This window comes from Bryobacter aggregatus MPL3 (assembly GCF_000702445.1).
Taxonomy (GTDB): domain Bacteria; phylum Acidobacteriota; class Terriglobia; order Bryobacterales; family Bryobacteraceae; genus Bryobacter; species Bryobacter aggregatus.
In genome coordinates this window covers 855,407-882,269 of sequence record NZ_JNIF01000004.1, presented here as the reverse complement: position 1 = coordinate 882,269, position 26,863 = coordinate 855,407, and the positions used below count along the sequence as shown (strand labels likewise).

Sequence of the window (26,863 nt, the reverse complement as noted above, 5' to 3'; positions counted from 1 at the left end):
ACTCGCATGCCACCGATCCCGGCGCTCAAGCGTACTGATCTTGGCATGCTCCGTCGAAACTTTCTGTTCACTCCGCTGCTTTTGAGCGCGCAAGACGCCATCAAGGTGGACGTCAATCTGGTGAATGTCCCCTTCACCGCTCGTGACGCGCGCGGCCAATGGGTGCAGACTCTCACAGCGAACGACCTCGAAGTCACCGAAGACGGCGCCCCGCAGAAGATCGCCTTCTTCTCCCGTGCCTCCGATTCGCCCCTGAGCATCGCCATCATCGCCGACATCTCCGGCTCCCAGCAGAAGTTCCTCAAGGACCACCGTCGCGACCTGCACCATTTCCTCAAAACCGTCCTCACCCCGCGCGATCAGGCCATGCTCGTCTGCTTCGGCAACTCGGTACGTCTCGCCTCGCCCTTCCACCATCAGGCCGACTATCTCGACGATGCGCTTGAGGACTACCAGAAGGCGAAGAACGTCTCACAGCTCCCGCGCCTCGGCCCGCAAGAGCTGCGCCACGGCGGCACGGCCTTCTACGACGCGATCTTCCATACGGCAAAAGAGATGGCCAACCAGGAAGGACGCCGCGCGATCATCCTGCTCTCGGACGGTGAAGAAAACTCGAGCGCGCACAATCTCATGGATGCGATCGAAGCAGCGCAAGAATATAGCGCCACCATCTTTGCGCTCCGCTACACCGAGCTCCGCAAAGACAAAGTGGTAACGGCCAGGAACAAGTACGGACGCTCCGTCATGAAGCGGCTCGCCCAAGAGACTGGTGGTCTCGATTTCGACGCCGCCGAAGACAAGCACCTCAAGGAAGCATTCACCCAGATCTCGGCCATGCTGCGAGCCACCTACGATCTGGCCTACACCAGCAATCAGCCTAGCGACGACGCGAGCTTCCGCAAGATCCGCATCCGCTCGAAGATCCCCCAACTCAGCTTCCGGCACAAGACCGGCTACTTCCCGCGCCAGTCCTAAAGCAGGCCCATCCGCTCCAGCTTGCGATACAGCGTCTTGCGTTCGATGCCCAGAATCTTTGCCGCGCGGCTCTTGTTCTGGCTGGTTGCTTCGAGCACCTTCAGAATCTGTTCCCGCTCAGTATCGCGCAGGCTCTCCGTCACAGCAGTATCTTCCTGGTCGGAATCGCGCAGTGCATCCTCCACTGCTTCAGCGTCAATGCGCCCACCCGGCGCCAGAATCACCAAGCGTTCCACCGTATGCTGCAACTGCCGCACATTGCCCGGCCAGGCAAACTCGCTGAGCGCCTTTTGCCCGCTCGCGGTCAAGATGGCATTCAGTTCGTAGCGCTCGTTGTACTTCCGTAGAAAGAAGTGCGACAGCAGCGCGATATCGCTCCGCCGATCCCGCAGCGAAGGCAATGGAATCCGCACGACGTTCAGGCGGAACCAGAGGTCTTCGCGAAACTTCCCTTCCTCCACCATCTTCTGCAGGTCGCGATTGGTCGCCGCAACCACCCGCACATCGACGGTCTTCGCCCGGTTCGAGCCCACTGGCCGGATCTCCCGCTCTTGCAGAAAACGTAATAACTTCAATTGGAAAGCCGGGTCAATCTCACCGATTTCATCAAGAAATACAGTGCCCTTATTGGCTGCCTCAAACACACCCACGCGGTCGCGATCGGCTCCCGTATAGCTCCCCTTCATCGCGCCAAACAACTCGCTCTCGAGCAGCGACGGCGCAATGCCGCCACAGTCCACCGGAACAAAGGGACCGATCACACGCTTCGAATTCGTATGGATCATGCGCGCCACCAGTTCCTTCCCGGTTCCGGTCTCGCCCGTGATCAACACCGTCGCATCGGTCGGCGCCACCTGGCTGAGTGTCTTATAGATCTCGATCATCTTGGTCGAGCTACCGATCATCTCGGTCTCGGGCAAATCATCGATATCGGTCTCCCGATCCTGATTCGCCGCTCCCTCGATTTCAAGTTCCGCCTTCTGGATTGCGTTCAGTAACTCATCCAGTTCAAACGGCTTCGCCAAATACTCAAAGGCGCCGCCGCGAGTAGCGGCCATCACGGTCTCCATGCTCCCGCGCGCGCTCATCAGGATCACGCGGCACTCGCTGCTTGCTTCCTTGGCCGCACGCAGCACGTCGAGCCCAGTCCGCTCGTCCAGATAGATATCGCTGATCACAATCGGATAGGCCGCATGCAGCAGCTTCTCCATGGCCGCACGCGTGCTTGAGACGGCTTCCACCTTGTAGCCTTCCAGATCAAGAAACGTGAGAAGTGTATTCCGGACGCTCGTATCGTCTTCAACGAGCAATAGTGGTGCGCTGATTGGCATTCCCTACTTCCGAGTCTACCGAAGCACTTGGCCGAAAAGGCAGAATTACCGTAAATACACTTCCAACGCCCAATTCGCTCTCCACGTCGATCCGTCCCTCATGTTGCTGCACGATCTCATTCACAATACTCAAGCCGATTCCAGTGCCCGAAATCCCGCTCTCCTCTGCGCGCTTGGAGCGATAGAATCGATCAAAAATCTTCTTCAGATCCTGCGGCTCCATGCCCATGCCATGATCGCGGATCGCGATCTTCACCTTACCGCTCTCCACCACGCAATTGCATTCAATGCCAGTCGATTCGGGGGAATACTTCACGGCGTTATTTAACAGATTATAAATCGCATACTCCAGAAGCTCCTTATCGCCTCGCAACTGCCCCGCCGGAATCGCGCCCACGCTCATCGCCATCTCTTTCTTCTCGGCCAGCACCCGCGCCCGGTCCAGCGCCGCCAGCAACACATCGTTCAACCCAAACACCTCGCGCTTGAGCTCAATCTCACCTTCCGCAAGACGTTCCACATCGAGGAAAGTTTGGATCATGCTCGCCAATCTTTTCGACTCGGCATGAATCATCTGCGCAATCTGCTTCTGCTTGTCTTCGTTGAGCTTGTAGCGGCTCATGATCTCGCTCGACCCCTGGATCGCCGTCAGCGGAGTCTTCATCTCGTGCGTCACAAAATGGATCGCCTGCTGGTAGCGATTCTTGTCCGCTTCGCTCTTCTTCCACTGCCGGCGAATCACAAAGTAATGGAAGCTCGCCGATGCAATCGTCGCCAGCCAGACACCGGTCAGTGGCATGGTCGGCCGCAGAAACAGATTGTCCCAGAACAACCACTGCGGCACAAAATGAATCAACACCAGCCACGCGGCGGCTGACACCCAGGCAATCGACCCGCTCAGAAACACAAAGATCAGCCCCGCGCCCACAACGGCAATCAAGGTCAACAGCACCGGAAAACTCACTGGCGCATCTTCGAGAAACACCCCTTGTTGCAGCGTCTCAAACAGATTCGCGTGGATCTCGACACCGGTCATCAGATGCCCCATCGGCGTCATCAGGCGGTCGCGAGCGGAACTCTGGTCGGTATACCCGACAAAGACCACTTTGCCGCTAAACAAGAGTGCCGAGGCAGGGTTCTTACGCAATTCCTTCAAGCTCACTTGCGGAATTGGAGCCGGTGCATAGCGAATATAGACACTACGCGCCGTCGGCCGCGCCGCAGGCACCTTCGTCATCCCCACTTCCAAGTCCTCCGGAGTTTCGAGGATCGGCCCCGACTGCCGCGACAGCCGAAACGCCTCCAGCGCCAAAGCCCAATACCGCCTGGCCGCCACAGCCTTCTCCAGCGGAATCCGCCGGCTCACCGGGTCCGGATCGGCATGCACGTGTCCCAAGGACGCAGCCACTTTGCGGAATGCGGCCGTCGGCTCTTCCCATTGCAAGCCATCGCGCATGATGTCGGTGCCCAGCACAACGCTCGGACACTTTTGGAACGCACGTTCCAGCGCCTGATCGCTCTTCGGTTCCTCGGTCGTCGAAAGCATCAAGTCGACTGCGATCGCCAGCGGCTTGGCCGCACACACTTCGTCGAGTGCATCGGCCAGCGCTTGCCGCAGATGACGAGCACCGCCAATCTCAATGAGGCTGCCCTCATCAATGGCCAGCAGCATCGCCTTGGGCTTCCAGTTCTCCGGCTGATTGACAGAAAACAGCCAGTCATAGGCCTGGCCATCCAATTGCGAAGCCGCCTGCGACCAACCAAAGAGCAGCGCCACCGCGAAGCAAACGCTCAGCAGCCCGCCCAGATATCCCAACTGCCTGCGCGCTGCGCTCAGTGCTTCATCCTCCGCTCAATCTCATCAGGTTCCCGCGGCAACGCGCTCGTCATCAAGCGCGACCCGTCCTTCGTCAACACAATCATGTCCTCAATCCGGACGCCAAGATTCTCCTCGGGCAAATACAGCCCAGGCTCCACCGTAATCACCGCGCCCTCCGGCAGCGGCATCGCAGGATCGAAGGGATCATGTACATCCAGCCCAATATGATGACTCACCCCATGCGTCAGATAGCTACCCCACGGCTTGCCATTCGGTCCATTGCCTTGCTTGTCGAAATAATCGCGGGCAATCTTTGTCATCTCGCTCAACAACATGCCGGGCTTGGCGGCATCGATGACCGCCTGCTGCGCCCCCAGCACCATCTGGTAAATCTGCTTCTGCCGTTCAGTCCAGGTACCATCGACGGGAATGGTGCGCGTAATGTCAGCCGCGTACATCGAACATTCGGCAGCTACATCCAACACCATCACGTCCCCGGCATCCATCCGCCGCTTGTTCGCCGAGTAATGCAGGATCACGCTATTCGGACCACTCCCGACAGTCGGCGGATAGGCGTTTCTCTCACAACCTTTTGAATAGTAGACCTGCTGCATCACAGCCGACACTTCATACTCGTACAAGCCCGGCTTCGTTACCGTCCAGCTCTCCAGATGCGCGGCCACGCTCGCATCCACCGCATTCTGCAGCAATGCAATCTCCGCATCGCTCTTCTTCATGCGCATGCGATTCAACGCCATCTTGACGTCTTTCACCTCGCGCAGAGGGGCAATCTTAGCCAGCGTCGTCTCATGGCCATCGAACAGGGTATACAGGTCTCCTGCTGATTCCAGCGCACGGGCAATCGTGCCCTCCAACTTCTCAAACGGAAGCACCGTCGCAAAACCCGTCTTGGCCACGGCATCCCGGTCTCCTGGCGCTACCTGGGGCCCTTCAAAGATCTCCTTGCGCGCGTTGCGCTTGGGCAGAAACAGCACTTCCCGGCTTCCCGCCGGACAGGCCCCACACAACAAAAGAGCCGCATTCGGCTCCTTCCAGCCCGTCAGATAGAAGAAGTACTGCTCCTGGAACACGCCATTCCGATCATAGATATCGGGAGGAGGTTGCGCGGCCCACATCACGACTACCCCATCCGTCAAAGTCTTCCGTAAGGCTTCGCGGCGCCCTGCGTACTCACTCAGGGAAATCCCTTGCGCCAATCCATCTAAGGCAAAGAAAACCAATAACAGACTTCTCAGCATGCTCAATATCATCCCAGAATAGAAGTGTGCTGCCAAACCGCAAGATTCTGGTGGTCCCCATCCTCGATGGCTGGCCCAAGCTGGTAGATGGTTTGTTTGTCGGAGTTGCAGATCAGCTCGACGTGATCGACCGCGCCCGCGCCCTTGCCGAATCGCTCGGTCTCGATAACTGCATGTTCACCGAAGGCAATGCCGATGATCTTCCCTGGCGCGATGGCTTTTTTACCGACATCTACACCTCCGGCCCCATCACCCCTGAAATCCGCCGCGTTCTTGCCGAGGGAGGCCACATCCACGAATGGCAAAGCATGTCCTGATCGCCACCCTGGGCTCCTTCGGAGACCTGCACCCTTACCTCGCCATTGCCATTGGCCTCAAGCAGCGCGGCCATTGGGTCACCCTCGCCAGCAGCAGTATGTATCGCGAGAAGGTCGAATCGGAAGGCATCCGTTTTGTTGCGATTCCGCCACAGCTCGACCAACTCGAGCACGACCGCGAAACTCGCCGGAAGGCCATGGATAGCCTCGATGGCACACGCTATGTCCTGCAGGAACTGTTCCTTCCACCTCTGGCAGAGTCTTACCGCATCCTGCTTGCCGAAGCGCGAAACGCGGATATCCTCTTCGGTTCTGTCTTAGCCTTCGGCCTGCCGCTCGCTGCGGCCAAGTTGAGACTCCCCTACATCCATTCGGCCTTGCAACCGGCGGCCGTGTTTTCGGCCTTCGATCCGCCGCTCATCCCGGCGATGCCCTTCTTCCCTGCTCTTCCCCCTGCGATCCTCCGCATCCTCTTCAGCGGACTGCACCAGCTGAATCGCCTGCTGCTCAAGAAGGTCTACCAACTCGCCAAACAGGAAGGCCTGCCGCAAAACGCAGTCCCCCGCCTCTTCGGACATACTTCTCCTCATGGCAATCTCATGCTGTTCTCCAGGCACTTCATGGCGCCGAAACCGGACTTCCCACAGCCCTTCACCATGTGCGGCTTTCCCTTCTACGACAAGCTGGACGGCAATCAGTTCTCCATCGATTCCGACATCGAAAGCTTCTTCTCCGCTGGCGATCCGCCCTACGTGTTCACGCTCGGAACCTCGGCCGTTCTGGACCCGGGCTCCTTCTATGAAGAAGCCCATACCACCGTCACAAGAATGAAGAAGCGGGCGATCTTTCTGGTGGGCCGCACCAACTTTGCGCACTACCAGAAGCTCGCCTCAGACCGCATCCTGGTCTCTCCCTACGCGCCGCACTCCACGCTCATGCCACGTGCGGCGGTCAACATCCACCAGGGCGGCATCGGCACCACCGCTCAGGCGCTCCGCTCCGGCAAACCAATGGTAGTCGTGCCCTTCTCACACGATCAACCCGATAATGCCCGCCGCTGCGTCCAGCTTGGGGTCGGCGTCTCCATCCCGCGCAAAAGCTTCAACACCCACCTCCTCGAAGAAGCGCTCGTTGCCGCCGGAACCAAGCAGGAACTGGCCCGCAGCATGGGAATCTTGATTCAGTCAGAAGATGCGGTCGAGGCCGCATGCGAGAAGATTGCCGCCACCCAACCGTCTCCCCGCAAAATCTGACTCTGCTTCGCAAAGCCGGGCAGCGCCTCTTCAATCCGCTCCGCCTGCCAGGAATAGTAGCCGCTCAGAATGAGAGTGCCTCCCACCTGGAGCAAGCGTCCGTACTCGGGCGCCAGATCGAGGTGCACATAGCCTGGAACATTCACCAGAAGAACATCAAACTGGGCGTCCGGAAGTGCGAAGCTCGGCCCCTGGTAGGCAGTCACGCCACGCTGCTGCGCCATCACGGCGGCATCCCATTCGAGGTCACAGCCAATCGCCAGAGTAGCGCCCAGCTTTTGCGCCGCTTCCGAAAGAATCCCCGTCCCGGTGCCCAGATCAAAGACGCGCTTGCCCGCAAAATCAACGAGTTCCATCATCTCGAGACAACCGCAAGTCGTCTCATGCTCGCCCGTCCCAAAAACCAGCCCTGGACTCATCTCCAGCCGGAACCGCCCCGCGGGCGCCTCTCGATCCGAGGCCGGAGCCAGCCACCACTTCGTTCCCACCGCCTTCGCCGTCCATTCCTGCTGGTAGCTCAAATCCACTTCCCAGACCGCCTTCTCCACCTTCGAAGAGAAGGCCTTGGCAAAACTCTTTGCCACTACCGGATTCGAAAAATAGACCCAGGTCGAGGTCTCTTTTTCTTCCGCTCCATCAATCGGCCAAGAACCCCAATCCTCCCGAATCTCCGCCACACGCACCATAAACATCGATTTGATCTCTCTGTAACATTCTCCAGCGAAACTGGAAGTAGTGCAAAAAAGTGTTGTGATTCTCGGTGCGGGAATCAGCGGCCTGATGGCCGCTCATGATCTCCGGCGCCACGGCTTCCAGGTGACGGTTCTCGATAAAGGCAATCGCGCCGGAGGCCGCCTAGCCACGCGTCCCTTTGAGGGCGCCATCTTTGATTACGGTGCGCAGTACTTCACGGTGCGCCACGAACGTTTCGCCAGCTACCAGCGCGCCTGGGAGACCAAGGGGATCATCCGTCTCTGGGATCGGGACCGCTACATCGGCCAGGCAGGCATGAACTCGATCGCCACCCACCTCTGCCAGGGCCTCGACCTCCGCTGCGGCACCAAGGTCCGTCAGATCTTTGAATCCGCAGGTGTCTGGAACCTGGAGACCGATTTCGATGAAGTGCTGCACGCCGACGCGGTGATCTCCACCTGCCCGGTGCCCCAAACCCTCGCCATGCTCGACCGCAAGCTCCCCGAGCTCGAAGCGATCACCTACGACCGCTGCCTCGCCCTGATGGCAATCCTGAGCGAAGCCCCCGATCTTCCCGAGCCAGGCTACAAGCAGATCGACGATGGAGGACCGGTCACCTGGATTGCGGACAACCGCCGAAAGGGCATCTCGCCTTCTTCCCACAACCTCACCATCCACGCCAGTGCGCAATTCAGCCTCAACCACTGGGAACGCAATGCGGAAGACATAGCGCCCATGCTCCTCAATGGCTACCAGGCAACGGCCTGGAAGCTGCATCGCTGGAAGTATGCCAAGCCCACCGTTCAGCACAACACGAGTTTCTACGAAGTCGATTCGAAGAAACCCCTGCTGCTGGCCGGAGATGCCTTTGGAGGAGCGCGCGTCGAAGGCGCCGCGCTTAGCGGTTTATTTGCTGCGGAGCGGCTTCGAGAGCTGCTTTCGTAGCGGCACGGAACTGCAGCAGGCCCTGATACTCTTGCCAGAGTGTGCTGAATCCAGCCCAGTAGTATCCGCTCACAAAAATCATCAGGAACGGAATACTCAGGAAGTTCAACGATTCGATGCAGTAGTAGACCATTGCCAGAAAAGCGCTGCCCATCGCGATCTCGAGAAAGGGCAGCCAACCGCTTTTGCGGCGATACTCGGCCTGATCCACTTTGATTTTCTTGTCGCTCAGATTGTATTTCGCCGTGCGCGCAAAGCTGGTCTGCACGTTGAATAAGGCCTCGAGCACCGCCTTCGTGTTGCTGATGGTGAGCGCCACCCCAGCCGCCATCAGAGCGGGCATAAACCAGATGGTGCGCTTCCAGCCCTTCGGGTCCAACTCACGCTGCGCGATCAAATAGAAGGCCGTCAGGCTGACGAAGTTCGCAATGATCAGCGGAAAGTCCAACAGCAACATTTCGAGCGGCCCCATGTAGAAGCGAATGATCATCACCGGCAGCATCAGTGCCGACACCAGAATCATCATCGGATACGAAATGTTCGGGGTCAGGTGGCAAAACGCCTCCAGCTTGACGCGGAACGGAAGATCCTTGCTCAGAATCATCTTCAGCAGTTTCTTCGCGCACTGTGTCAGACCCTTGGCCCAACGCGATTGCTGCACCTGAAAGCTGTAGGTTTCCACCGGCAACTCCGACGGACAATGCACATGCGGAAGGTACACAAAGCGCCAGCCTCGAATCTGTGCGCGATAGCTCAAATCGCTATCTTCGGTGAGCGTGTCATGCTGCCAGCCGCCCGCATCTTCCACCATCGACTTGCGCATGATGCCAGCCGTGCCGTTGAAGTTGAAGAAGAGTCCGGTCCCGGCGCGGGCACCGTGCTCCAGGATGAAGTGACCGTCCAACAGCATGGTCTGGACTTCGGTCAACAGGTTATAGTGCCGGTTGAGATAGCTCCAGCGCGTCTGCACCACACCGACCTTTTCATCGGTGAAATAGTGAACTGTATTTTCGAGGAAATCTTCGGGAATGACGAAGTCCGCATCGAAGATTGCCATCAATTCCCCAGTCGCTGTAGCCAGCCCCGCTTGCAACGCACCGGCCTTGTAGCCCTGGCGATTGCTGCGATGGCGATACTCCATATTGAAGCCACGCTCGATATAACTGTCGACCAATTCCTTCGTGAACGGAGCAGTGTCATCCGTCGAATCGTCCAACACTTGGATCTGCAGCAGCCCCTCGGGGTAACGAACCCGGCTCGCGCTCTCCAAAAGCCTCTCTACGACAAAACGCTCATTAAATAGAGGAAGTTGAATTGTGACCTTAGGCAGCTGGGTGAATCGCTGTGCCGGTTCCTTCGGCATGTTCTTCAAGCCCTTAAAATAGCCCCGAATCATCGCAAAACGGTGGCAGCCATAGAAGCTCAACACCAGCAGCATCAGAAAATAGGGGATCAAAATCAGGTAGTCAAATGCAGCCAGCGAGTGGACACCAGCGAAGGTGTCGTCGAATAGCGCATCGAGAAGTTTCTCAGCGGTACTGGGAGCCGCAAGCAGAAACGCTGGAGATTCAGTGCCGATAAGCATTAGAAGTGGACGATTCTCGAATAGTATAACGTATCGTTTCTGTTTTTTCGCCGTCGAATCGGTATTATGGAATTCGCATGGCGCAACATCTTCGTACGTTGGCGATCTTGATGATCGTGATGGGAATCGGCGGCGGCCTGGGTTCTCTCATCTGGATGCTCGCCAATGGGGGGCCATCGGAGCTGTCCAACGCTTTCGAGGGCGCCTCAACGGTGCTGGGTCCGATCGTCGTCGGAATTGTCTTCTTAAATATTTTCCTGGCTGTGCCACTGACGCTCACCGGCATGGGTTTGTTACGATTACAGCCCTGGGCCCGGACGCTCGGGATGGTGATTTGCTCGCTGACCATCATCAGCATCCCCATTGGCAGTGCTCTCGGCGCATATGGAATGTGGGTTTTGACTTCCATGGAAGTCGAGCCGCTCTTTGAAGACCGCGGCTAACGCAAATTGGTGCTACAATTGAAGTTTTGCGACTCGCGAAACTGAAGCGAGGAGGTGTGCATGTTTCTGAACGTGCGGGATATGGAGTTACGTCCCCTGCGGATTTCACTCGAGTTACCGGTTGATGCAATCGATTTTCTCGATCCGAAATTAAAGCAGGCTTCCCCTCTTAAAGTGGAAGGTCAAGCCGAGTTACGGCAGGTGCTCGATGAGATTCGGGTCAAAGGCCACTTGAAGTTGGATTTTGACATCGAATGTGATCGGTGCCTGGAATCGTATCGTTTCCCGGTCGACACAGACTTTGATTTGGTTTATCTGCCGGAAAGTCCGGACATGAAACCAGAAGAAGGCCTGGGCGACGAGGACGTCGAAATCGGTTTCTATGCCGGCGAAGGCCTGGAGTTGAACGATTTATTGCGAGAGCAAGTTGTATTGGCTCTCCCGATGCAAAGGACTTGCCGCGAGGATTGTCAGGGTCTGTGCCCGTCCTGCGGTGAGAATTGGAATCTGCGAGATTGTACCTGTGAGCCGGTGGAAGCCAAGGATCACTGGGAAGCACTCCGTGGACTGAAATTGAAGAGTTAGTTTTTTAGAAGGAAATTGAAATGCCTAATCCGAAACGCCGTCACTCGAAGCGCCGCACCTCCACCCGCCGGGCTCATGATGCGATTGCCAAGCCCGTCGGCAGCGAATGCTCCAACTGCGGCGCCTCCAAGCTCCCCCACCGCGCCTGCCCCTCCTGCGGATTCTACAAGGGTCGCGCTGTCGTCGAAGTCGAGAAGTATTAAAGCTCACAAACACGGCCAATGATCACCATTGCCGTCGATGCAATGGGCGGCGACCACGCCCCCAAAAGCGAAGTGGAAGGGGCGCTCCGCGCCGTCAAAGCCTTTGATGTTCGCGTTGTACTTGTCGGACGCGAAAGCGTCATCAAAGACGAGCTGAACCTGCACGGAAAATGGAAAAACCTGCCCATCGAGATCACCAACGCAAGCGAGGTGATCACGATGGAGGATTCTGCTGCGAAAGCAATGCGGACCAAAAAGGATTCCTCGATTCGTGTAGCCTGCCGGCTGGTCCGTGATGGCGTTGCCGCTGGCGTTGTCTCCGCAGGCAATACTGGCGCCGCCATGGCGACCTCGAAAATGGTCCAGGGCATGATCCGTGGCGTCGAACGCCCTGCCCTGGCAACCGCCTTCCCTACTCTCAAAGGAACCCCCACCGTTCTGGTCGATATCGGAGCGAATGTGGACGCGTCTGCAGAGATGCTGGCCCAGTTCGCCTTCATGGGGCACATCTACAGCCGGGCCATCTTCGGCATTCCCAAGCCCCGCGTAGGCCTCCTCTCCATTGGTGAGGAGGAACACAAGGGCAATGCTCTGACCCACGCCACCACCCCACTGTTGAAGCAGTTGCCGATTCATTTCATCGGCAATGTCGAAGGCCGCGACCTGTACACGGGTCTGGCCGACGTGATCGTCTGCGACGGTTTCATCGGGAATGTGGCGCTGAAGGTCAGCGAAGGTCTGGTCGAGGTCTTCAAGAGCATGCTCAAGGAGAGCCTAAGCTCCACCATCACCCGCCAGGTAGGCGCGGTGCTGGCCAAGAACGGCTTCAGTGAGCTCAAGCGCCGTACGGACTACTCCGAGTACGGTGGCGCACCGCTTCTGGGCGTTCGAGGCGTTTGTATCATCTGCCACGGCCGTTCGAACCCGAACGCGATCAAGAACGCCATCCGCGTTGCTGCCGAGTATGCCAACAATAGCGTAAACGACAGAATCGAAGAAGGTTTGGCGACCTTGCGCGAATCCAAATAAACTGCGCCAGAATCAATAGATATATGCGCCGCCTTGTCTGCCTGCTTGCCCTAGCTGTTTCCAGTCTGGTTGCACAGAAGCTGGACCCGATCCACTGGGCACTCGGACCAATTCCGGCAGCCAAGGCTGGCGCGGAGTTCAAGATTCCGGTCCGGGCTAAGCTCGATGCAGGGTGGCATCTGTATTCCCTCACCACGCCCCCCCTCCTAAACCCACCAAAATTCAAGCTCCTGAAGCGGCCGCGTTTGAAGTGATCCGTGTCGACCAACCGGCGCCGATCCGGAAAATGGATCCGGGCTTCGGTACCGAAACCGAGACTTTTGGAGATGCCGTCGAGTTTACTCTTGTGGCAAAGGCAACAAGAGACATTGCGGCAAACCAACCCGATCTTGCAGTCGAAGTCCGTTATCAGGCTTGTGACGACAGTCAGTGCCTGCCGCCGAGGAAAAAGGCAGTCGTTTACGACGCCGCCTTCGCCTGGACTACAACCCCCACCCAGACCGCCCCCGCCCAAAAGAGCATCAGCGAGTTTCTCCTGCTCGCCTTTGGCTTTGGTCTCGCCAGCGTCCTCACTCCTTGCGTCTTCCCAATGATTCCGATCACGATGAGCTTTTTCCTGCAAAAGCAGGGTGCCTCGAAGGGCAGAATTCTCGCTGACGCCGTACTCTTCTGCGCCGGGATTGTCGTCCTGTTTACGGCCATTGGCTTCGCTTTGACAGCAATTCTCGGCCCCTTCGGAGTGGTCTCGATCGGATCCAACGTCTGGGTAAACTCCTTCATCTGCATTGTTTTCTTTGCACTGGCGCTCAGTCTTCTAGGAGCATATGAGATTACCCTGCCTTCCGGCTTGCTCACAAAGCTGAATTCCGCAAGCGATGGCGGCGGCATTGCCGGCACCCTGTTGATGGGACTCACCTTCTCTCTGACGAGCTTCGCCTGCGTCGGCCCCTTCGTCGGAACGCTCTTGGCCGCCTCCATCCAAGGCGACAAACTCCTTCCCGCCCTGGGGATGATGGCCTTCAGCTTTGGCCTTTCGCTCCCCTTCTTCTTTTTGGCTTTGTTTCCCGGCGTCTTGAAGGGGCTCCCGCGCGCCGGCAGTTGGATGATCCGTATCAAGGTCGTGATGGGCTTTCTGATCCTTGCGGCCATGCTGAAATACCTGAGCAATGTAGACGCCGTTCTCCATTGGGGCTTCCTCACCCGGGAACGCTTCCTGGCTGCCTGGGTCGTATTGTTCGCGCTGCCCGGCTTCTATCTCCTTGGAAAGATTCCGATGGACGGGATCAAGATCGGAGAGAGCCTGGGCGTCGGACGAGCCCTGGTCGGAACCCTATTCATCACCTTCGCGCTGTCCCTGGTGCCCGGGATGTTTGGTGCGAATCTCGGTGAGCTGGAAGCTTATGTTCCCGCCGCAGCCGAAGGAAGCCGGGCCAGCTTCGGCGGTCCCGCAGAAGCCAAACTGCCTTGGATGAAAAATGACCTGCAAGCAGCAATCGCCCGGGCAAAAGCCGAAAATAAGCTGGTGTTTGTCAATTTCACCGGTGTCGCCTGCACGAACTGCCACTGGATGAAGGCGAACATGTTCCCGAAACCGGAGATCAAGGAAGCACTGGAGAAGTTCGTACTGATTGAGCTTTATACCGACGAGTTGGACGATCCGAACAGTGTGGCGAACCAGAAATTGCAGGAAAGTCTCTTCCAGACCGTAGCGATCCCCTATTATGCTGTATTCAATACCGATCAGAAGGTGGTTGCAAGCTTCCCGGGCCTGACGAAGGATGCCGGGGAGTTCAGCAAGTTCCTGAACTCGGCTCTTGGCAAAGCATGAAGCAACTCTCTCTCTCGTTAGTTTGCCTGCTGCTCCAGCAGGCCTATGCCGCCGAACCCATTCGCGGGTTTCCAGAAGACGAAGCGAAGGCGCGGCAACCCTTCGAAGAGCGCCTGCGCGCCATGGCGGAATCCAACAAGATTCGTGCTTCGATGGCCCGTCTGGCCCGGGAACCGCATCACGCCGGATCTCCGGCATCCAAGAGCGTGGCCGAGTATGCCCTCGCGAAGTTTAAGGAGTTCGGCCTCGAAGCCCATCTCGAGAGCTTCGACGTGATGCTTCCCTACCCCGTCCAGCGCACGCTTGAGATTGTCAGTCCAAATCATCACGGCGCGAAGTTACGTGAGCCGGTGGTCAAAGAAGATCCAGACTCGGGCAACGCCAATCAAATTCCCACCTTCAACGCCTATACAGCCAATGGCGACATCACCGCGCAGGTCGTCTACGCGAACTATGGCCTGCCGGAAGATTATGCCTTCCTCAAGTCAAAGGGCGTCGAGGTGAAGGGAAAGATTGCGCTGGTCCGCTATGGAAGAAGCTTCCGCGGGATCAAGCCGAAGGTTGCCGCTGAGAATGGCGCCATCGGTTGCCTCATCTATTCAGACCCCAAAGATGACGGTTATTACCAGGGTGACATTTATCCGAAGGGTCCATTCCGGCCGCCACCGGGAGTACAGCGTGGCAGTGTCATGGATCTGCCCATGTATCCCGGAGACCCGTTGACTCCTGGGAAGCCAAGCATTGCCGGTGTCCCGCGCATCAAGATGGAGGACGCGAAGAACATCCAGAAGATTCCGGTGCTGCCGATTTCCTGGGAGGACGCCAAGCCGATTCTGGAACAGATCGAGGGCGACATCGCGCCCCTCGAATGGCGCGGTGCGATCCCGGTGACCTACCACGCAGGCGCAGGCCCCGTCACCGTGCACATGCGGGTGCAAGTGGACAACGCCACGCGAACCATCCATGACGTCATTGGCCATCTGAAAGGGAGTGTCTACCCCGATCAGTATGTGATTTACGGCAATCACCATGATGCGTGGGTGAATGGCGCAGCGGACCCGGTAAGCGGCGCCGCCAGTCTCCTCGAGTCGGCGCGCATTCTCTGCAAGGCCGCGCAACAAGGCTGGAAACCCAAACGCACCATCATATTTGCACTGTGGGATGCGGAAGAGTTTGGCTTGATCGGCTCGACGGAATGGGCGGAGAAGCATCGCGAGAATCTGTTGAAGAATGCCGTCAGCTATTTCAATTCCGACTCCACCTTGCGCGGCGCGATGTCGGTACAAGCAACGCCTTCGCTCGAGAAATTTGTGGAAGAGTGGATGCGGGACTATCCCGATCCAGCAACGGGCAAGAGTTTGCTCGAATCGTCCAATCGCAAAGCCTACCGCGCTTATGCCTTAGGAAGCGGCAGCGACTATACGGCATTTGTTCATCATTTGGGAATTGCCAGCCTGAATGCAGGCTTCGAGGGCAACATGAGTGGGGTTTACCATTCAATCTACGATACGGTCCGCTGGTTCCAATACTTTGGAGATCCGGATTACGTTTTCACAACAGCCTTTGCTGGGTTCATGGCAACTGGTCTGGCCCGGATGGCCGATGCCTACGTGGTGCCGTTTGATTTCGGAAGAGTGGGACGCTTCATCCACGAGGTGGTGGATGAGCTCAAGAAAGCACCCAAGGCAAAAGGACTGGGCTGGGATCCGCTCGAGCGGGAGGTGGACAAGATCGCCTTCAGTTCCCGTGCCTTCGGCACGGCGATGCGAGCCATCGAAGCAAAGTTCGCGACACTGGACCGCGCAAAGTTGAAAAAACTGAACGAAGCCGTTTTCCAGAGCGAGCGCGCGCTCACACGGCCCGAGGGCCTACCCGGACGAGAGTGGTACAAGTATCAGCTCTCCGCACCGGGGAAATATACCGGCTATGGGGCCAAGACCCTACCCGGCATCCGCGAGGCGATCGAAGCAGGAAAGATCGAAGAAGCACAGACGCAGATGAAGGCATTCACGGAAGCGCTCGTGCTGTACAACGAAAAGATTCGGCTCGCCACCAAGCTGGCGACTGAGTTTTAGAAGCATACCCAAACGATCTGCATCCTGGGAAGTTGATCAGAGACGCAACGTTGGATCCGGGTAGAGATTTCGCTGCCATGGATCACGACTTGCGTGAGATGCTGCGTCTGGGGGCAGGACCTAAAGCGTAGCCGGCAGCGACTATTCTCGATAACATTGACTCCGAAGAGTGGGTCACGTGCGGCTACGACGGAGCCAAGAGAAGAACAGCCAGCAAGGTGCATCTGGCCGTAGATCTCCTGGGCTCGATGTAATGTCTCAATAGGTTGTCGACCTGATCAAGAACTGGGAAGCTGAGCTTGCAAAGACATCGGTGACCGTGGAGACCAGATGGACTGTCACCACAATGCCCGACCGACGATTCATCGTCGAGAGCAACTTGCCCAAAAAGTAACGTCAGCACGAAGGCTGCCGCGACATGGGGCCATCGTCGTTTTCGCAGCTTAGCTCCAGCAGGCTTGATGAACGCAGTTTGCGACCTCACCGGCTCCGATGCCAGACACCACTTGAATTTGTCGCAAAGGTAGAGGCGCTACGCCGGGAACACTGGGCAGGCTGCCGGATACCCGCAACACGCAGTGAAGCCGAGTCGGCAGAAGCATCTGGAACCTTCAATTCCGGTCCCGCGCTACAAGCATGACCGGCCAGGGGATCTGCTCCACCTGGACATCAAGAAGATTGGCCGCATTGTCATGCCGTCCCATCGCATTCCTGTATGCGGTCTTAATTCGGAATCCAGTTCCCGGCCATCCTGACTGGCAACGGAGCCGCCTATCAGTCCAAGTCCTTTGGCCACTGCCTGTCGCGACCTTGGGATCAAGTATCGCTTCACAGAACTCGACATGCCACGCACCAACGGCAAGGCCGAATACTTCCTTCAAACAGCTCTCAGAGAATGGGCTGATGCACGGTCTTCCCAAGATTCTGCAGACCGATTCCGGGCTCTTGCACCCTAGCTCCACCAATACAACTGGCACAGACTACATGAGAGTCTGGGCCTGTCGCCTCCCATCAGCAGATCCCTACTCAAGAGCAATCATCTGTTGAGACTCCACATCTAGAGCCTGCAATTAACTTGGACTCTGAACCGCCCCGGGTTTACCGGAGGCTGGTTGATCTAAGTTACGCGACCAAAGCTGGACGCTCCAGCGAGGCGTAGTAACGTTGCTCGGCTTCCGCCGGGGGAATGTTGCCAATCGGCCCCATCAACCGGCGGTTGTTGAACCAGTCGACCCATCCAAGAGTAGCGAACTCCACTTCCTCGAAAGTTCGCCAGGACCGGCAATGAATTAACTCCGCCTTGTAGAGTCCGCTGATAGTCTCGGCCAAGGCGTTGTCGTAGGAATCTCCCACACTTCCCACCGATGGCTCGATACCAGCAACCGCCAGCCGTTCGGTGTACTTGATGGAGACGTATTGACTGCCACGGTCGGAGTGATGCACCAGCCCGGCACCCCCCATTGGCCGGCGATCGTACAAAGCTTGCTCTAAAGCATCCAGGACGAAGGCCGTGTGCGGCGTCCGGCTCGCCCTCCATCCCACGATCCTCCTGGCGAATGCGTCTATGACGAAGGCCACAGATACGAAGCCCGACCATGTGGAGACATAGGTGAAATCGGACAACCACAACCGGTTGGGCGCCGGTGCATGGAACTGGCGATTCAGGTGGTCCAGCGGACACGGCACTGACGTATCACCGATGGTGGTGCGCACCGTCCGCCCGCGAATTACGCCTTTTAGGCCCATTTTCCGCATCAACCGCTCCACCGTGCAGCGGGCGACGGCAATCTCTTCTCTAAGAAGTTGCCGCCATAGTTTGCGAACCCCATAGACCCCGAAGTTGGAATCGAAGACGAGCTTCAACTCCTCATCCCGCTACAACCGCTCCGGCTCACGGCGTTTGGCAGCGTGGTCATGATACGTCGATTGGGCGATCGGCAGCACCTTGCAGATCGGCTCGATCCCATGCTCTTCCCGATGATCGTCGATGAACGCAATCATGGTTTCGGTCGGCGGTCGAGCTCCGCCTGCGCGAAATGCGCCGAGGCCTTCCGCAGAATCTCGTTGGCCTGACGGAGTTCCCGGATCTCCCGCTCCATGGCTTTCATCTTCTCCGCCATGTCGGTGGGGACTCCGGCTCAGGTTCCTTGATCGATCTCCCGCCGTTTCACCCACTCATGCAGAGTGGCCGCGTTGCAGCCGATCTTAGCCGCGACCGAACTGCACGCTACCCACCTCGATGGGTATTCCCCTGCGTGTTCCAATACCATTCGCACGGCGCGCTCCCGTACCTCTGGCGAATACTTATTTATCTCTCGCTTCATGGCTCCACCTTCTCATTCGTTGGAGCCTCCGGTAAACCCGGGGCGGTTCAGCACCCGTTGCGGCAAGGGCACGAAGATCATCGCTTTCGCCGCCTTGTGACCCGCTGGAATATCGCGTCGAAAACTTCCTCGGCTTCGTTCGCCTCGGCTGCTTACAACTCTTACTCAGACATCCACGAGACGCTTCTAGGTCTGAGAACAGACCTCGTAACAACAGCGGCGCCAAGCACCTCCTCCGCGGAGCACGATCGAGTTCCGACCGGGGCCAACCGCCACCCAAGCCACCAACTGACAACGATCCTTATTGGCAACAGAAAGATCCGAGCGCGTATGCTAGCTTCACTGCTTCCAGCGCGACAGGTAAGAGTCCATCGCGAGGGAATCCAGTTCCTTTTGCAGTTCGCTTTCCCAGATTTTCTTCTGCTTCAGTTTCACTTTGTTGAGTACTTCGGCACCCTGATTCGCCCTGTTGTAAATCTCCCGCTGCTGGCGAAGCTCAACTTCTTTTTCCGCAATCCGGGTCCGCAAACGGATTCTCTCTGCCTCGACAAAACGCCGGTAGCGCCCTAGTTCCGCGCGGGACGGCGAATCGGGACTAGCACGAGCCACCTCCATCGCAAAGTCCACGTTGAGCCGCTCGAGATTCGCTCGGCGGGAGGCAACTTCGTTTTCGATCCTTTGGAGCCGCGCATGTTCCAGATCCGCCATCGCCCGGCGATAGGAGAGGATCCGTTCCAAACGAAAGGCAAAGCGCTTCATTTGCAGACCGGAGTATTCGTACTGATCCCAAGAATCGTCGACAGACTCTGGAGTTGATTCAGCGTATGGGACAGGGGGGAGGTTTCATCCGCATCCTGACGGAGAAAGCCATCAATCTGCGCCCGGTTTCGCAGAAACGAGTCGAGAAGAGGATTGGAGCCCTGGACATAAGCGCCAAGCTGAATCAAATCGGAGGCGCGCTCAAAGGCAGCCAGAGCCTCCCGGATATTCCTTGCCGCCTCCTTGTGATCCTTGCCTGCCAGTTTCGATTGGAGTCGGCTGACGCTCTCCAGAACGTTGATAGCAGGATAATGCCCCATCGCGCCCAACTGCCGCGAAAGGATAATGTGGCCATCGAGAATCGCCCGCACCGTGTCGCAAACCGGCTCATTGAAGTCGTCACCTTCCACGAGAACGGTGAAGAAACCAGTAATCGACCCTTGTGGGAAACGGCCGGCCCGCTCAAAGATCTTCGGAAGCAGTTGGAAGGCGCTCGGCGGATAGCCTTTCTGACCTGGAGGTTCCCCGGCAGCCAGCCCAATTTCCCGTTGCGCCATCGCCAGACGAGTGACCGAATCGATCACAAGCAGCACGTCCTTCCCTTGGTCGCGAAAGTACTCCGCAACGGCCAGAGCAACGAAACAGGCACGGAGCCGTAAGGGCGCCGGTTGGTCACTGGTCGCTGCAATCATGACGCTGCGTTCGCGGCCTTCTGGACCTAACTCATGCTCGAGAAAGCTCTTCACCTCGCGATTGCGCTCCCCGATCAGGGCGATCACGGCAACATCGGCTTGGTGGTGTTTGCACATTGAACCCAAAAGAGTACTCTTCCCAACGCCGGAGCCGCCAAACAGACCAATGCGCTGGCCCTTGCCGCAGGTGAGCAGGCTGTCGATCACACGAATGCCAGTAACCAGTGGCTCCGAGATGTTTTCACGCTGGAGCGGGCCTGGAGGAGGTGCATAGAGATCGTAAAGAGCCTGGGAGTCGATGGATGGGCCGCCATCCATCGGCTGCCCGAAGCCATCCAGAACACGGCCCAGCAATGACGGCCCGACGCGCACCTTAGCGGCTTCCGTACGGGCTAGAATCGTTGCCCCCTGGGCCAGCCCGCCCGTGTCCTCGAGTGGCATGGATAAGACCTTCCCATTGCGGAAACCGATCACCTGCGCCCGAATCCGCCGGGAACCAGGCAGCAGTACTTCACAGAAATCTCCGATTGCAGCCGCAGGTCCCTCACTTTCCAGGAGCATGCCCGCGACATCGGTCACGCGGCCCCGTCGCTGCACCAGATCCGCCTGTAAAAGGTACTTTTCAAATCGATGGATATCAAGAGCCTTCATGTCCTTCTCCCCATCAGATCGACGAAGCCACGCTCGACTTCGTCCAGTTGCGCCTGAATCGAGGCATCCAGAATGCCCGTGGTGCTTTCCAGTAAAAGGGCTCCACGGTCAAGGCCCGCATCCGAGACGATCTCGACACGGGGTGGCAAACCCAAGCGTTCGAGGAAAGGTTGGAGCGCGGCATGGTCTTTGGGATTCAAAAGAACGCGATTCAGCTCTCGCACCTCTAAACGTTGCATCGCGGCATGAATCAGACCAAGGAGCGCTTCGCAATCTACCTGGATTTCCCGATGAAGAATCCGGCGGGCAATCGCCACCGCCAGGCGGACTAATTGCTCTTCACTCTCCAGCCGATAGCGCTGCTTGACCGTAGCCAGATCTTCAATGGACTGCGCCATCCGCTTGAGCCAGGGTTCGATTTCGTGCTGGATCCGAGCCTGCGCCCGCGCCTCGCACTCCGTTCTGGTGCGATGGACAGCTTCTTCGAGTTCGTACCGGTGCGCATTTTGCAGCTCCACGATCTGCTGCTGCGTCGCATCGACCGCACTTGCTTCGACCATCAACGGCGCAGCCGTGATGAGCGGCTCCCGATCGAACTCTTCAATGGCCCAAGGTGCCAAGCCTATCCGCGCGGCTTCGCTCTCCTCAAGAATGCGCGACATGCTGCCGGCTGGAGCCGGGGTGCGATCCTCCGTACGGATTTCGGCAGGGCGGCTAGTTGACATACTGTTCGCCCACCGTCCCCTTCAGATTCACAACTCCTTCGTTCTCCAGTTGCCGCAGCGTAGTAATGATCTGCTGTTGCGCGCCCTCGACCTCGCGGATCTTGACCGGGCCAAGCGCATCCATGTCTTCGCGGAGCATCTCCGCACCTCGCTGTGACATCGCAGTGAGAAAATGATCCCGCAACTTGTCGCTAGTCCCCTTGAGCGCAACCGTCAGCAGTTTCCGGTCAATACGGGACAGCAGTTCCTTGATCCCAAGCTCGTCCACCATGAGCATATCCTCAAAGACAAACATCAATTGGCGGATCGTCTGGGTCAGTTGCGGATTCAGATCTTCCAGCGACTCCAGAATTTCCTTGCTTGTGCCAGAATCGAGGCGGTTGAACATTTCAGCAACCGCCTGAACCCCACCCGTCGATTCCCGGCTAAAATCTCCAATCTCTTTGAGCTTCAAGCCGATAATGCTGGCGATCTTGCCGATGATTTCTGGAGAAATCTGCTCCAGGCTCGCCATGCGATGCGCAACATCAGCACGAATCGGCCCCGGCAACGCGTAGAGAAGACCCGCGGCCTGGGAAGGGTTCAGATGCGAGAGAATCAGGGCAATCGTCTGGGGATGCTCATTGTGAATGAACTTTGCCAGCTGTGTCGGATCGGCCTTCTGCAGCGCATCAAAACTGAGACTCTCTCCGCCCAGTTGCTTCAGAAGGCGATCGAGGATCTTCTTTGCCTCTTCCGGCCCAAAAGCCTGAACCAGCACCTTCTTTGCATAATCGACACCACCTTTCAAGACATATTGGTGGGCGATTGACATCTGGTAGAACTCCTCGAGAATTGCCTCCGCCACTTCTGCGGTCACCGCCGTGGCACGAGCCAGTTCTTGTCCGATGCGGTGCACCTCCGCATCGTCCATCTGCTTGAGGACCTCCGAGGTGAGATCTTCGCCCAGAATGATGAGCAGGATCGCCGCCTTCTTCGCACCAGGAAGATTGACGCGAACCGTCGGATCGTCGGGGAGCACATCAGGAATCTTCGCCGGAGTGAGCGTTTCAGCCATCAGCTTCTAGCCTCCATGGAGCCAACTGCGCAGGATGAGCGCGATCATCATCGGGTCTTTCTTTGCCTCCTCGGTGATGTGCTGCTGGAGTATCTTGCCTTTTTGCGTCGTAACATGAGGCATCTTCAGCTTTTCCAGTTCTTTCTGTTCGAGACGCTTTTGCAAATCCTGCTGCTCGATCAGCCGCTCCTCAAAGCTGCGGTCATCGCTGGATACATCCTCATTCTCCAGTTCTGCCGTACTCGCCGCGCGACTCCGGATCGCGGCACTTCCGGTGGCAGTAACTTTCTTCTTTCTTTTGCGGAGGAACCAGAACACAGCCATGCCGAGAACCAGCAGCAGTACAACCGAGGCCACCAGCACCGCAAGCAGGACATTGGGATCTTTGAGCGGAGCCGGTAAGAAAGGTAGTATCGGGACCGGAATTTCTAACATCGGTTTGGGAGGAACAGGCGGGAGCGGTGCCAGTGGCGCCGCGACTTTTAACGTCGCATCAAAGGGCAGACTCTCCACGATGACGAGATCACCGCGCTCGGGAACAAGCCCGACTGCTGCCGATACCACCTCGCGGATCGCCTTGATCTTTTCAGGACTGGGCGGATCAAGCACTCGCTTCGCAGTCGAGCCAACGCCCTCCCATCGCAGATCCTGATCCAGCAACACCGACAAGGAGACACGCTTGATCGCCCCCTGAGGTGTCCGGGTGCGGCGGATGGAGCGGCTAGCCTGATAGTTCGTACTTTCAGTCTTTCGCTTGGTGCCTGTCTGTGCGGAAGCTGGGCGGGAAGTGGGACGCGGAAGATTGGAGGCTGTGCCGGGCACACCGCTTGCCAATGGAATCCCGCTCTCATCTTCGGATTTTTGTTCCGAGGTGACGACTGCTTTTTCCGGATCGTAGGATTCCTCACTCGCCTCCCCACTCGTCATGTCGCAATCGATGGTGACGCCGGCACGATACTTCTCTTCTCCCAGCAGAGGCGTCAGGGTCGCATTGAGTTTGGCGAGCAGGTCCTTTTCGAGCTTTTGACGGTACTCGAGCAGGATATCCGGATAGTCCTCCTCCGCTGCGCCGGCCTTGCGAGGACGGCTGAGCAGGATGCCGTTCTGGTCTATTAGCGAAACGTGTTCGGGCTGCAAGCCTTCGACCGCGCTGGACAAGAGAAACACAACCGACTGCACCGACGCTTGCGGCAAACGCGCCCCAGTCTTGAGTTTCAAAACGACACTGGCCTTGGCGGGCTGGCGGTTGTCTTGAAAGATGGATTGCTTCGCAAAGGTGAGATGAACGCGGGCATGGTCCACTTCGCGCAGACTGGATACGGTACGCTCGAGCTCTCCTTCCAGCGCACGCTGGTAATTCACTTGTTCGGCAAACTCAGTGAGCGCAAAGTTCGTCTTGTCGAAAATCTCGAATCCGATGCGGCCGCTTCTCGGCAATCCCTGAGCCGCCAACTCGAGGCGAAGTTCCGAAAGCCGGGCGCTCCGGACATAGACGCTCGCCCCGTCCTCTCCGATCTTGTACTCCACATTCTTCTCGCGCAGCCGGTTGGTGAGTTGCCCTGCATCCTCGGGGGCCAATTGGGTGAACAGCGGTTTGAAGTCCTTCTCCCGCTGGTAGGTGGTGAAGCCATACAGACCGGCGATTACCGCTAGAAAGGCAACCCCGATCGTGATCTTCTGACGAAGACTCAGGCTGTCGAATCGCTCGCGAATCTGGTTCAATCGGCGTCTTTCTTCATGGAACTAAGCATCGAAAGGCCGGTGCCTCAGATCTGCATCCTCATGACTTCCTGGTAGGCCTGCATCACCTTATTGCGAGCCTCCATGGCGATCTCAAAGGTGAGACCCGCCTTCTGCACGCTCATCGCAACCTGATGGACGTCGACATCTTCCCCGTTCATCCAGGCCGCCACCTGATTGCTCGACTCGGCCTGGGCGGACTTTACGTTTCCGATCAAACCACTGAATAGATTCTTGAAATCGTTGGTCCCGGGAGATAAGGGGTTCATCCCATCCGGCATCGCGATCGGATCGAGCGGCTTTACCAGTTCAATTGCTTTTGAGATTGAAAAGTCCATACGCACTTAGCCTCGGAGTAAATCGATGGATTTCGAGATCATATCTTTCACCGCATTCATGGCCGTTACATTCGCGCCGAAAGAGCGGCTGGCATTAGTCATGTCGACCATCTCTTCAATCGGATTGAAGTTCGGAAACGCAACATAGCCCTTCTGGTCGGCATCCGGATGACCGGGCATATAACGCAGAATCGGGTCCTTGTCGTCGATCTGAACCTCACTGATTGCAACGCCCGTATTGGGCGCATCAAGAGAGGACTGGAACGCAGAGCTGAAAGGGCTGCTGACCCCTGCCGACTGGAAGACTGCATCCTGACGGCGATAGGGACCACCCTCTTCGGTGCGAGTGGTTTCCGAATTGGCGATGTTCTGAGCGAGCAGTTCCGTTCTGAAACGTTGGGCCGACATGCCCGATGCACTCACACTTAAGCTTTGAAAGAGACTCATTAGCCGCGGGCATCCTTAATGGCCAGCCGGATGTCGCGGGCATCGCCCTTGACTAACTGGCTGACAAGATTGAAGCGCATGCTGTTCTCACTCAAGAGCCGCATCTCCCGGTCGACGTCCACATTATTGCCGTCGTTCTTTGTTTTCAGGCCTTCCGGCTCAATGACATGAGGCGCCGCACCATCGAGCAGTGATTGGAACTCAAAGTGAAAGTCGATGTCCTTGGTCTTGTAGCCGGGGGTATCGGCATTCGCGATATTGGCGGCCACCAGCTTCTGGCGGTCCGCCAGAAGGTCCAGATATTGCGCCATCCGTCCGGTGAGTGGATCGAACATACGCAAGGAATGATGCAAATGAGATACCAAATGGAAAAGAGGGAGGATTTCCGCCTGAAACCTCCCCCAAAGCGCCAATAAAATGGCAGGTTGCCCAGGAATTGCCAGCAGCAGTCTTGTTCCCTTTCGGGACGGATGCAATCCTGCTTTTATTCCCCATGTCTCAATTCGAACCCTATCTGCAGCGTTGGGAGCTAGTTCCCGATGGTCTGCCCATTCACACCTCGAGCAGTTCACTGCTGCCGGTGATCTATCGGGAGCTCCCAGCCATGCTGAAGCTTGCGGTGGTGGAGGAAGAAAAGCGCGCCGGGATCCTGATGGACTGGTGGGGTGGCGACGGGGCCGCGCTTGTATTGGAACAACACCAGGGGGTGCTATTACTCGAGCGCGCGATGGGAGAATCTTCTCTAAGCACGATGGCACGGGAAGGGCGTGACGACGAAGCGAGCCGGATTGCCTGCCTTGTTGCCGCAAAACTCCATACGCCGCGAGCGCAGCCCCCCGCGCACTTGGTGCCACTCGAGATCTGGTTTCAGGATCTGGGGCCCGCAGCGCTGCAGCATGGCGGTGTTCTGCAGTACTCCGCCGCGGCAGCCCGTGAGCTCCTGGCCAGCCCACAGGATATTGTTGGATTGCACGGCGATCTTCATCACGGAAACATCCTTGATTTCGGACCACGGGGCTGGCTCGCCATCGACCCCAAAGGCCTGATCGGCGAGCGCACTTTCGATTTTGCAAATCTGTTTTGCAATCCCGATCCGGAGACGGCGCTTCTACCGGGACGCCTGGTCCGGCAATTGGAGATCGTCACCACCTCGGCGGGCTTGGATCGAAAGAGACTCCTGCAGTGGATTCTCGCCTGGTCCGGATTGTCCGCAGTCTGGATGATGCAAGACGGGCTCAAGCCGGACTTGGAGATCTCGATTGCAGAGCTTGCCGTTTCGGAACTGGCTCGCGAGAGCTCGTCACTCTAAGCGTAGGTGTCGGGATACTTTTCGCGCATCTCTTGGGCGAGCTCGAGCGCCGTACCAATTTGCACCAGCTTGCCCTGCCCGATCCCCGGACACCACTCCGCAGTTTGCTTCCATTGCTGCCGGTTCTCGACCAGTTCGGGCCAGAAAGGAAAGAGACGGCATTGAACCGGCTTCACCGCGTGGATGCTGCATCCCTTTTCATCCAGGAAAGGACATTGCTTGCCGCCTCTCGGTTTGCGAATGCGGCGCATGTGCCGCGTGCGATAGAGAAAGCGGGCTTCAAAATCCGCCTGTGGCATCTTCAGATAACGCGCGGCGTTCGAGACATCTTCTTCCGTGAGATAGACATAGCCGCTAACCTCGCAACACTTGCGGCAGCCAGTCTGGCACTGGAATCGAATCTCGAAGCTCGACGCTTTAGGCACTTGTCACCAGCGTAACAATCTCAACCCCTTCTCCAGCAGTGGGGGCGCTAAAATGA

At 57.5% G+C, this 26,863-nt stretch carries 26 protein-coding genes, 1 pseudogene and 1 other annotated feature; of the genes and pseudogenes, 12 read left to right on the top strand and 15 right to left on the bottom strand.

Annotation, left to right across the window (positions count from 1 at the left end):
* The first annotated feature begins 6 nt into the window (after positions 1-6).
* Positions 7-975, top strand: coding sequence for a VWA domain-containing protein (locus M017_RS0123480; RefSeq protein ID WP_051670784.1), 969 nt, complete (start codon positions 7-9; stop codon positions 973-975).
* On the opposite strand, the gene M017_RS0123475 is transcribed toward M017_RS0123480, so the two are convergent.
* Genes M017_RS0123475 through M017_RS0123465 form a run of 3 tightly spaced genes read right to left on the bottom strand, consistent with a single transcriptional unit; the run spans position 972 to position 5,384 of the window.
* Positions 972-2,306 (bottom strand): sigma-54-dependent transcriptional regulator, encoded by a 1,335-nt coding sequence (locus M017_RS0123475; RefSeq protein WP_031500672.1) that lies wholly within the window; start codon positions 2,304-2,306, stop codon positions 972-974. The two genes, M017_RS0123480 and M017_RS0123475, sit on opposite strands and share 4 nt — an antisense overlap.
* The gene (locus M017_RS0123470) at positions 2,275-4,122 is read right to left on the bottom strand and encodes a CHASE2 domain-containing protein (protein WP_031500671.1); all 1,848 of its coding nucleotides are present in this window, start codon (positions 4,120-4,122) and stop codon (positions 2,275-2,277) included. The genes M017_RS0123475 and M017_RS0123470 overlap by 32 nt, the downstream gene beginning before the upstream one ends.
* 17 nt (positions 4,123-4,139) lie before the next feature.
* Positions 4,140-5,384 (bottom strand): M24 family metallopeptidase, encoded by a 1,245-nt coding sequence (locus M017_RS0123465; RefSeq protein ID WP_051670783.1) that lies wholly within the window; start codon positions 5,382-5,384, stop codon positions 4,140-4,142.
* Positions 5,385-5,410: 26 nt separating this feature from the next.
* On the opposite strand from M017_RS0123465, the gene M017_RS0123460 reads away from it, so the two are divergent.
* The gene (locus M017_RS0123460; RefSeq protein ID WP_031500669.1) at positions 5,411-5,701 is read left to right on the top strand and encodes a class I SAM-dependent methyltransferase; all 291 of its coding nucleotides are present in this window, start codon (positions 5,411-5,413) and stop codon (positions 5,699-5,701) included.
* A complete protein-coding gene (locus M017_RS0123455; RefSeq protein ID WP_031500668.1) occupies positions 5,683-6,954 on the top strand; it encodes a glycosyltransferase in 1,272 nt (423 codons plus the stop codon). Before M017_RS0123460 ends, M017_RS0123455 begins: the two co-directional genes overlap by 19 nt.
* Here the strand turns inward: M017_RS0123455 and M017_RS28240 are convergent.
* The gene (locus M017_RS28240; RefSeq protein ID WP_080508119.1) at positions 6,882-7,646 is read right to left on the bottom strand and encodes a 50S ribosomal protein L11 methyltransferase; all 765 of its coding nucleotides are present in this window, start codon (positions 7,644-7,646) and stop codon (positions 6,882-6,884) included. The genes M017_RS0123455 and M017_RS28240 overlap by 73 nt on opposite strands.
* Positions 7,647-7,689: 43 nt before the next feature.
* Here M017_RS28240 and M017_RS0123445 point away from each other — a divergent pair, with 43 nt between their 5' ends.
* Positions 7,690-8,592: an NAD(P)/FAD-dependent oxidoreductase gene (locus M017_RS0123445; RefSeq protein WP_031500666.1), complete on the top strand. Its 903-nt coding sequence runs from the start codon at positions 7,690-7,692 to the stop codon at positions 8,590-8,592.
* Here the strand turns inward: M017_RS0123445 and M017_RS0123440 are convergent.
* On the bottom strand, positions 8,546-10,177 hold the full coding sequence (locus tag M017_RS0123440) for a glycosyltransferase (RefSeq protein WP_051670781.1): 1,632 nt from the start codon (positions 10,175-10,177) through the stop codon (positions 8,546-8,548). The genes M017_RS0123445 and M017_RS0123440 overlap by 47 nt on opposite strands.
* Before the next feature lie 77 nt (positions 10,178-10,254).
* Between M017_RS0123440 and M017_RS0123435 the strand changes: the two genes are divergently transcribed.
* From M017_RS0123435 to M017_RS0123405, 7 genes are read left to right on the top strand one after another with little or no spacing between them, the layout of a single operon-like run.
* Complete coding sequence (locus tag M017_RS0123435) at positions 10,255-10,620, top strand: hypothetical protein (RefSeq protein ID WP_031500664.1); 366 nt, start codon at positions 10,255-10,257, stop codon at positions 10,618-10,620.
* A 60-nt stretch (positions 10,621-10,680) separates the two neighbouring features.
* Positions 10,681-11,205: a YceD family protein gene (locus M017_RS0123430; protein WP_031500663.1), complete on the top strand. Its 525-nt coding sequence runs from the start codon at positions 10,681-10,683 to the stop codon at positions 11,203-11,205.
* 20 nt (positions 11,206-11,225) lie between these two features.
* A complete protein-coding gene (rpmF, locus tag M017_RS0123425) occupies positions 11,226-11,408 on the top strand; it encodes a 50S ribosomal protein L32 (RefSeq protein ID WP_031500662.1) in 183 nt (60 codons plus the stop codon).
* 18 nt (positions 11,409-11,426) lie between these two features.
* Complete coding sequence (gene plsX / locus M017_RS0123420; RefSeq protein WP_031500661.1) at positions 11,427-12,437, top strand: phosphate acyltransferase PlsX; 1,011 nt, start codon at positions 11,427-11,429, stop codon at positions 12,435-12,437.
* Between the two features lie 23 nt (positions 12,438-12,460).
* Positions 12,461-12,691 carry a hypothetical protein gene (locus M017_RS29545; protein WP_031500660.1) on the top strand — a complete coding sequence of 77 codons (231 nt, stop codon included), beginning with the start codon at positions 12,461-12,463 and terminating at the stop codon, positions 12,689-12,691.
* A complete protein-coding gene (locus tag M017_RS0123410) occupies positions 12,688-14,265 on the top strand; it encodes a protein-disulfide reductase DsbD family protein (RefSeq protein ID WP_031500659.1) in 1,578 nt (525 codons plus the stop codon). Before M017_RS29545 ends, M017_RS0123410 begins: the two co-directional genes overlap by 4 nt.
* Positions 14,262-16,340 carry a M28 family peptidase gene (locus M017_RS0123405; protein ID WP_051670780.1) on the top strand — a complete coding sequence of 693 codons (2,079 nt, stop codon included), beginning with the start codon at positions 14,262-14,264 and terminating at the stop codon, positions 16,338-16,340. The genes M017_RS0123410 and M017_RS0123405 overlap by 4 nt, the downstream gene beginning before the upstream one ends.
* Before the next feature lie 1,122 nt (positions 16,341-17,462).
* Here the strand turns inward: M017_RS0123405 and M017_RS27075 are convergent.
* From M017_RS27075 to M017_RS0123345, 9 genes and pseudogenes are all read right to left on the bottom strand, one after another.
* Positions 17,463-18,664 (bottom strand): annotated as a pseudogene (locus M017_RS27075) (IS3 family transposase).
* Positions 18,268-18,383 (bottom strand) — a sequence feature (AL1L pseudoknot). It overlaps the preceding pseudogene by 116 nt.
* A gap of 339 nt (positions 18,665-19,003) precedes the next feature.
* Complete coding sequence (locus M017_RS0123380; RefSeq protein WP_031500657.1) at positions 19,004-19,423, bottom strand: hypothetical protein; 420 nt, start codon at positions 19,421-19,423, stop codon at positions 19,004-19,006.
* Positions 19,420-20,766 (bottom strand): FliI/YscN family ATPase, encoded by a 1,347-nt coding sequence (locus M017_RS0123375; RefSeq protein ID WP_031500656.1) that lies wholly within the window; start codon positions 20,764-20,766, stop codon positions 19,420-19,422. The genes M017_RS0123380 and M017_RS0123375 overlap by 4 nt, the downstream gene beginning before the upstream one ends.
* Entirely contained in the window at positions 20,763-21,491 is a 729-nt protein-coding gene (locus M017_RS0123370) for a FliH/SctL family protein (RefSeq protein ID WP_031500655.1), read from the bottom strand. The genes M017_RS0123375 and M017_RS0123370 overlap by 4 nt, the downstream gene beginning before the upstream one ends.
* Positions 21,481-22,548, bottom strand: a complete 1,068-nt coding sequence (gene fliG / locus M017_RS0123365; RefSeq protein WP_080508117.1) for a flagellar motor switch protein FliG — start codon at positions 22,546-22,548, stop codon at positions 21,481-21,483. The genes M017_RS0123370 and fliG overlap by 11 nt, the downstream gene beginning before the upstream one ends.
* 6 nt (positions 22,549-22,554) lie before the next feature.
* Complete coding sequence (gene fliF, locus M017_RS0123360; RefSeq protein WP_051670779.1) at positions 22,555-24,270, bottom strand: flagellar basal-body MS-ring/collar protein FliF; 1,716 nt, start codon at positions 24,268-24,270, stop codon at positions 22,555-22,557.
* A 44-nt stretch (positions 24,271-24,314) separates the two neighbouring features.
* Entirely contained in the window at positions 24,315-24,626 is a 312-nt protein-coding gene (gene fliE, locus M017_RS28235; RefSeq protein WP_051670778.1) for a flagellar hook-basal body complex protein FliE, read from the bottom strand.
* Between the two features lie 6 nt (positions 24,627-24,632).
* The gene (gene flgC / locus M017_RS0123350) at positions 24,633-25,073 is read right to left on the bottom strand and encodes a flagellar basal body rod protein FlgC (RefSeq protein ID WP_031500651.1); all 441 of its coding nucleotides are present in this window, start codon (positions 25,071-25,073) and stop codon (positions 24,633-24,635) included.
* Positions 25,073-25,408 carry a flagellar basal body rod protein FlgB gene (locus M017_RS0123345; protein ID WP_238326024.1) on the bottom strand — a complete coding sequence of 112 codons (336 nt, stop codon included), beginning with the start codon at positions 25,406-25,408 and terminating at the stop codon, positions 25,073-25,075. The genes flgC and M017_RS0123345 overlap by 1 nt, the downstream gene beginning before the upstream one ends.
* Before the next feature lie 158 nt (positions 25,409-25,566).
* Here M017_RS0123345 and M017_RS0123340 point away from each other — a divergent pair, with 158 nt between their 5' ends.
* Positions 25,567-26,382, top strand: a complete 816-nt coding sequence (locus M017_RS0123340; RefSeq protein ID WP_031500649.1) for an aminoglycoside phosphotransferase family protein — start codon at positions 25,567-25,569, stop codon at positions 26,380-26,382.
* Here M017_RS0123340 and M017_RS0123335 read toward each other — a convergent pair.
* Positions 26,379-26,807: a YkgJ family cysteine cluster protein gene (locus tag M017_RS0123335; RefSeq protein WP_051670777.1), complete on the bottom strand. Its 429-nt coding sequence runs from the start codon at positions 26,805-26,807 to the stop codon at positions 26,379-26,381. The two genes, M017_RS0123340 and M017_RS0123335, sit on opposite strands and share 4 nt — an antisense overlap.
* Positions 26,808-26,863: the final 56 nt, after the last annotated feature.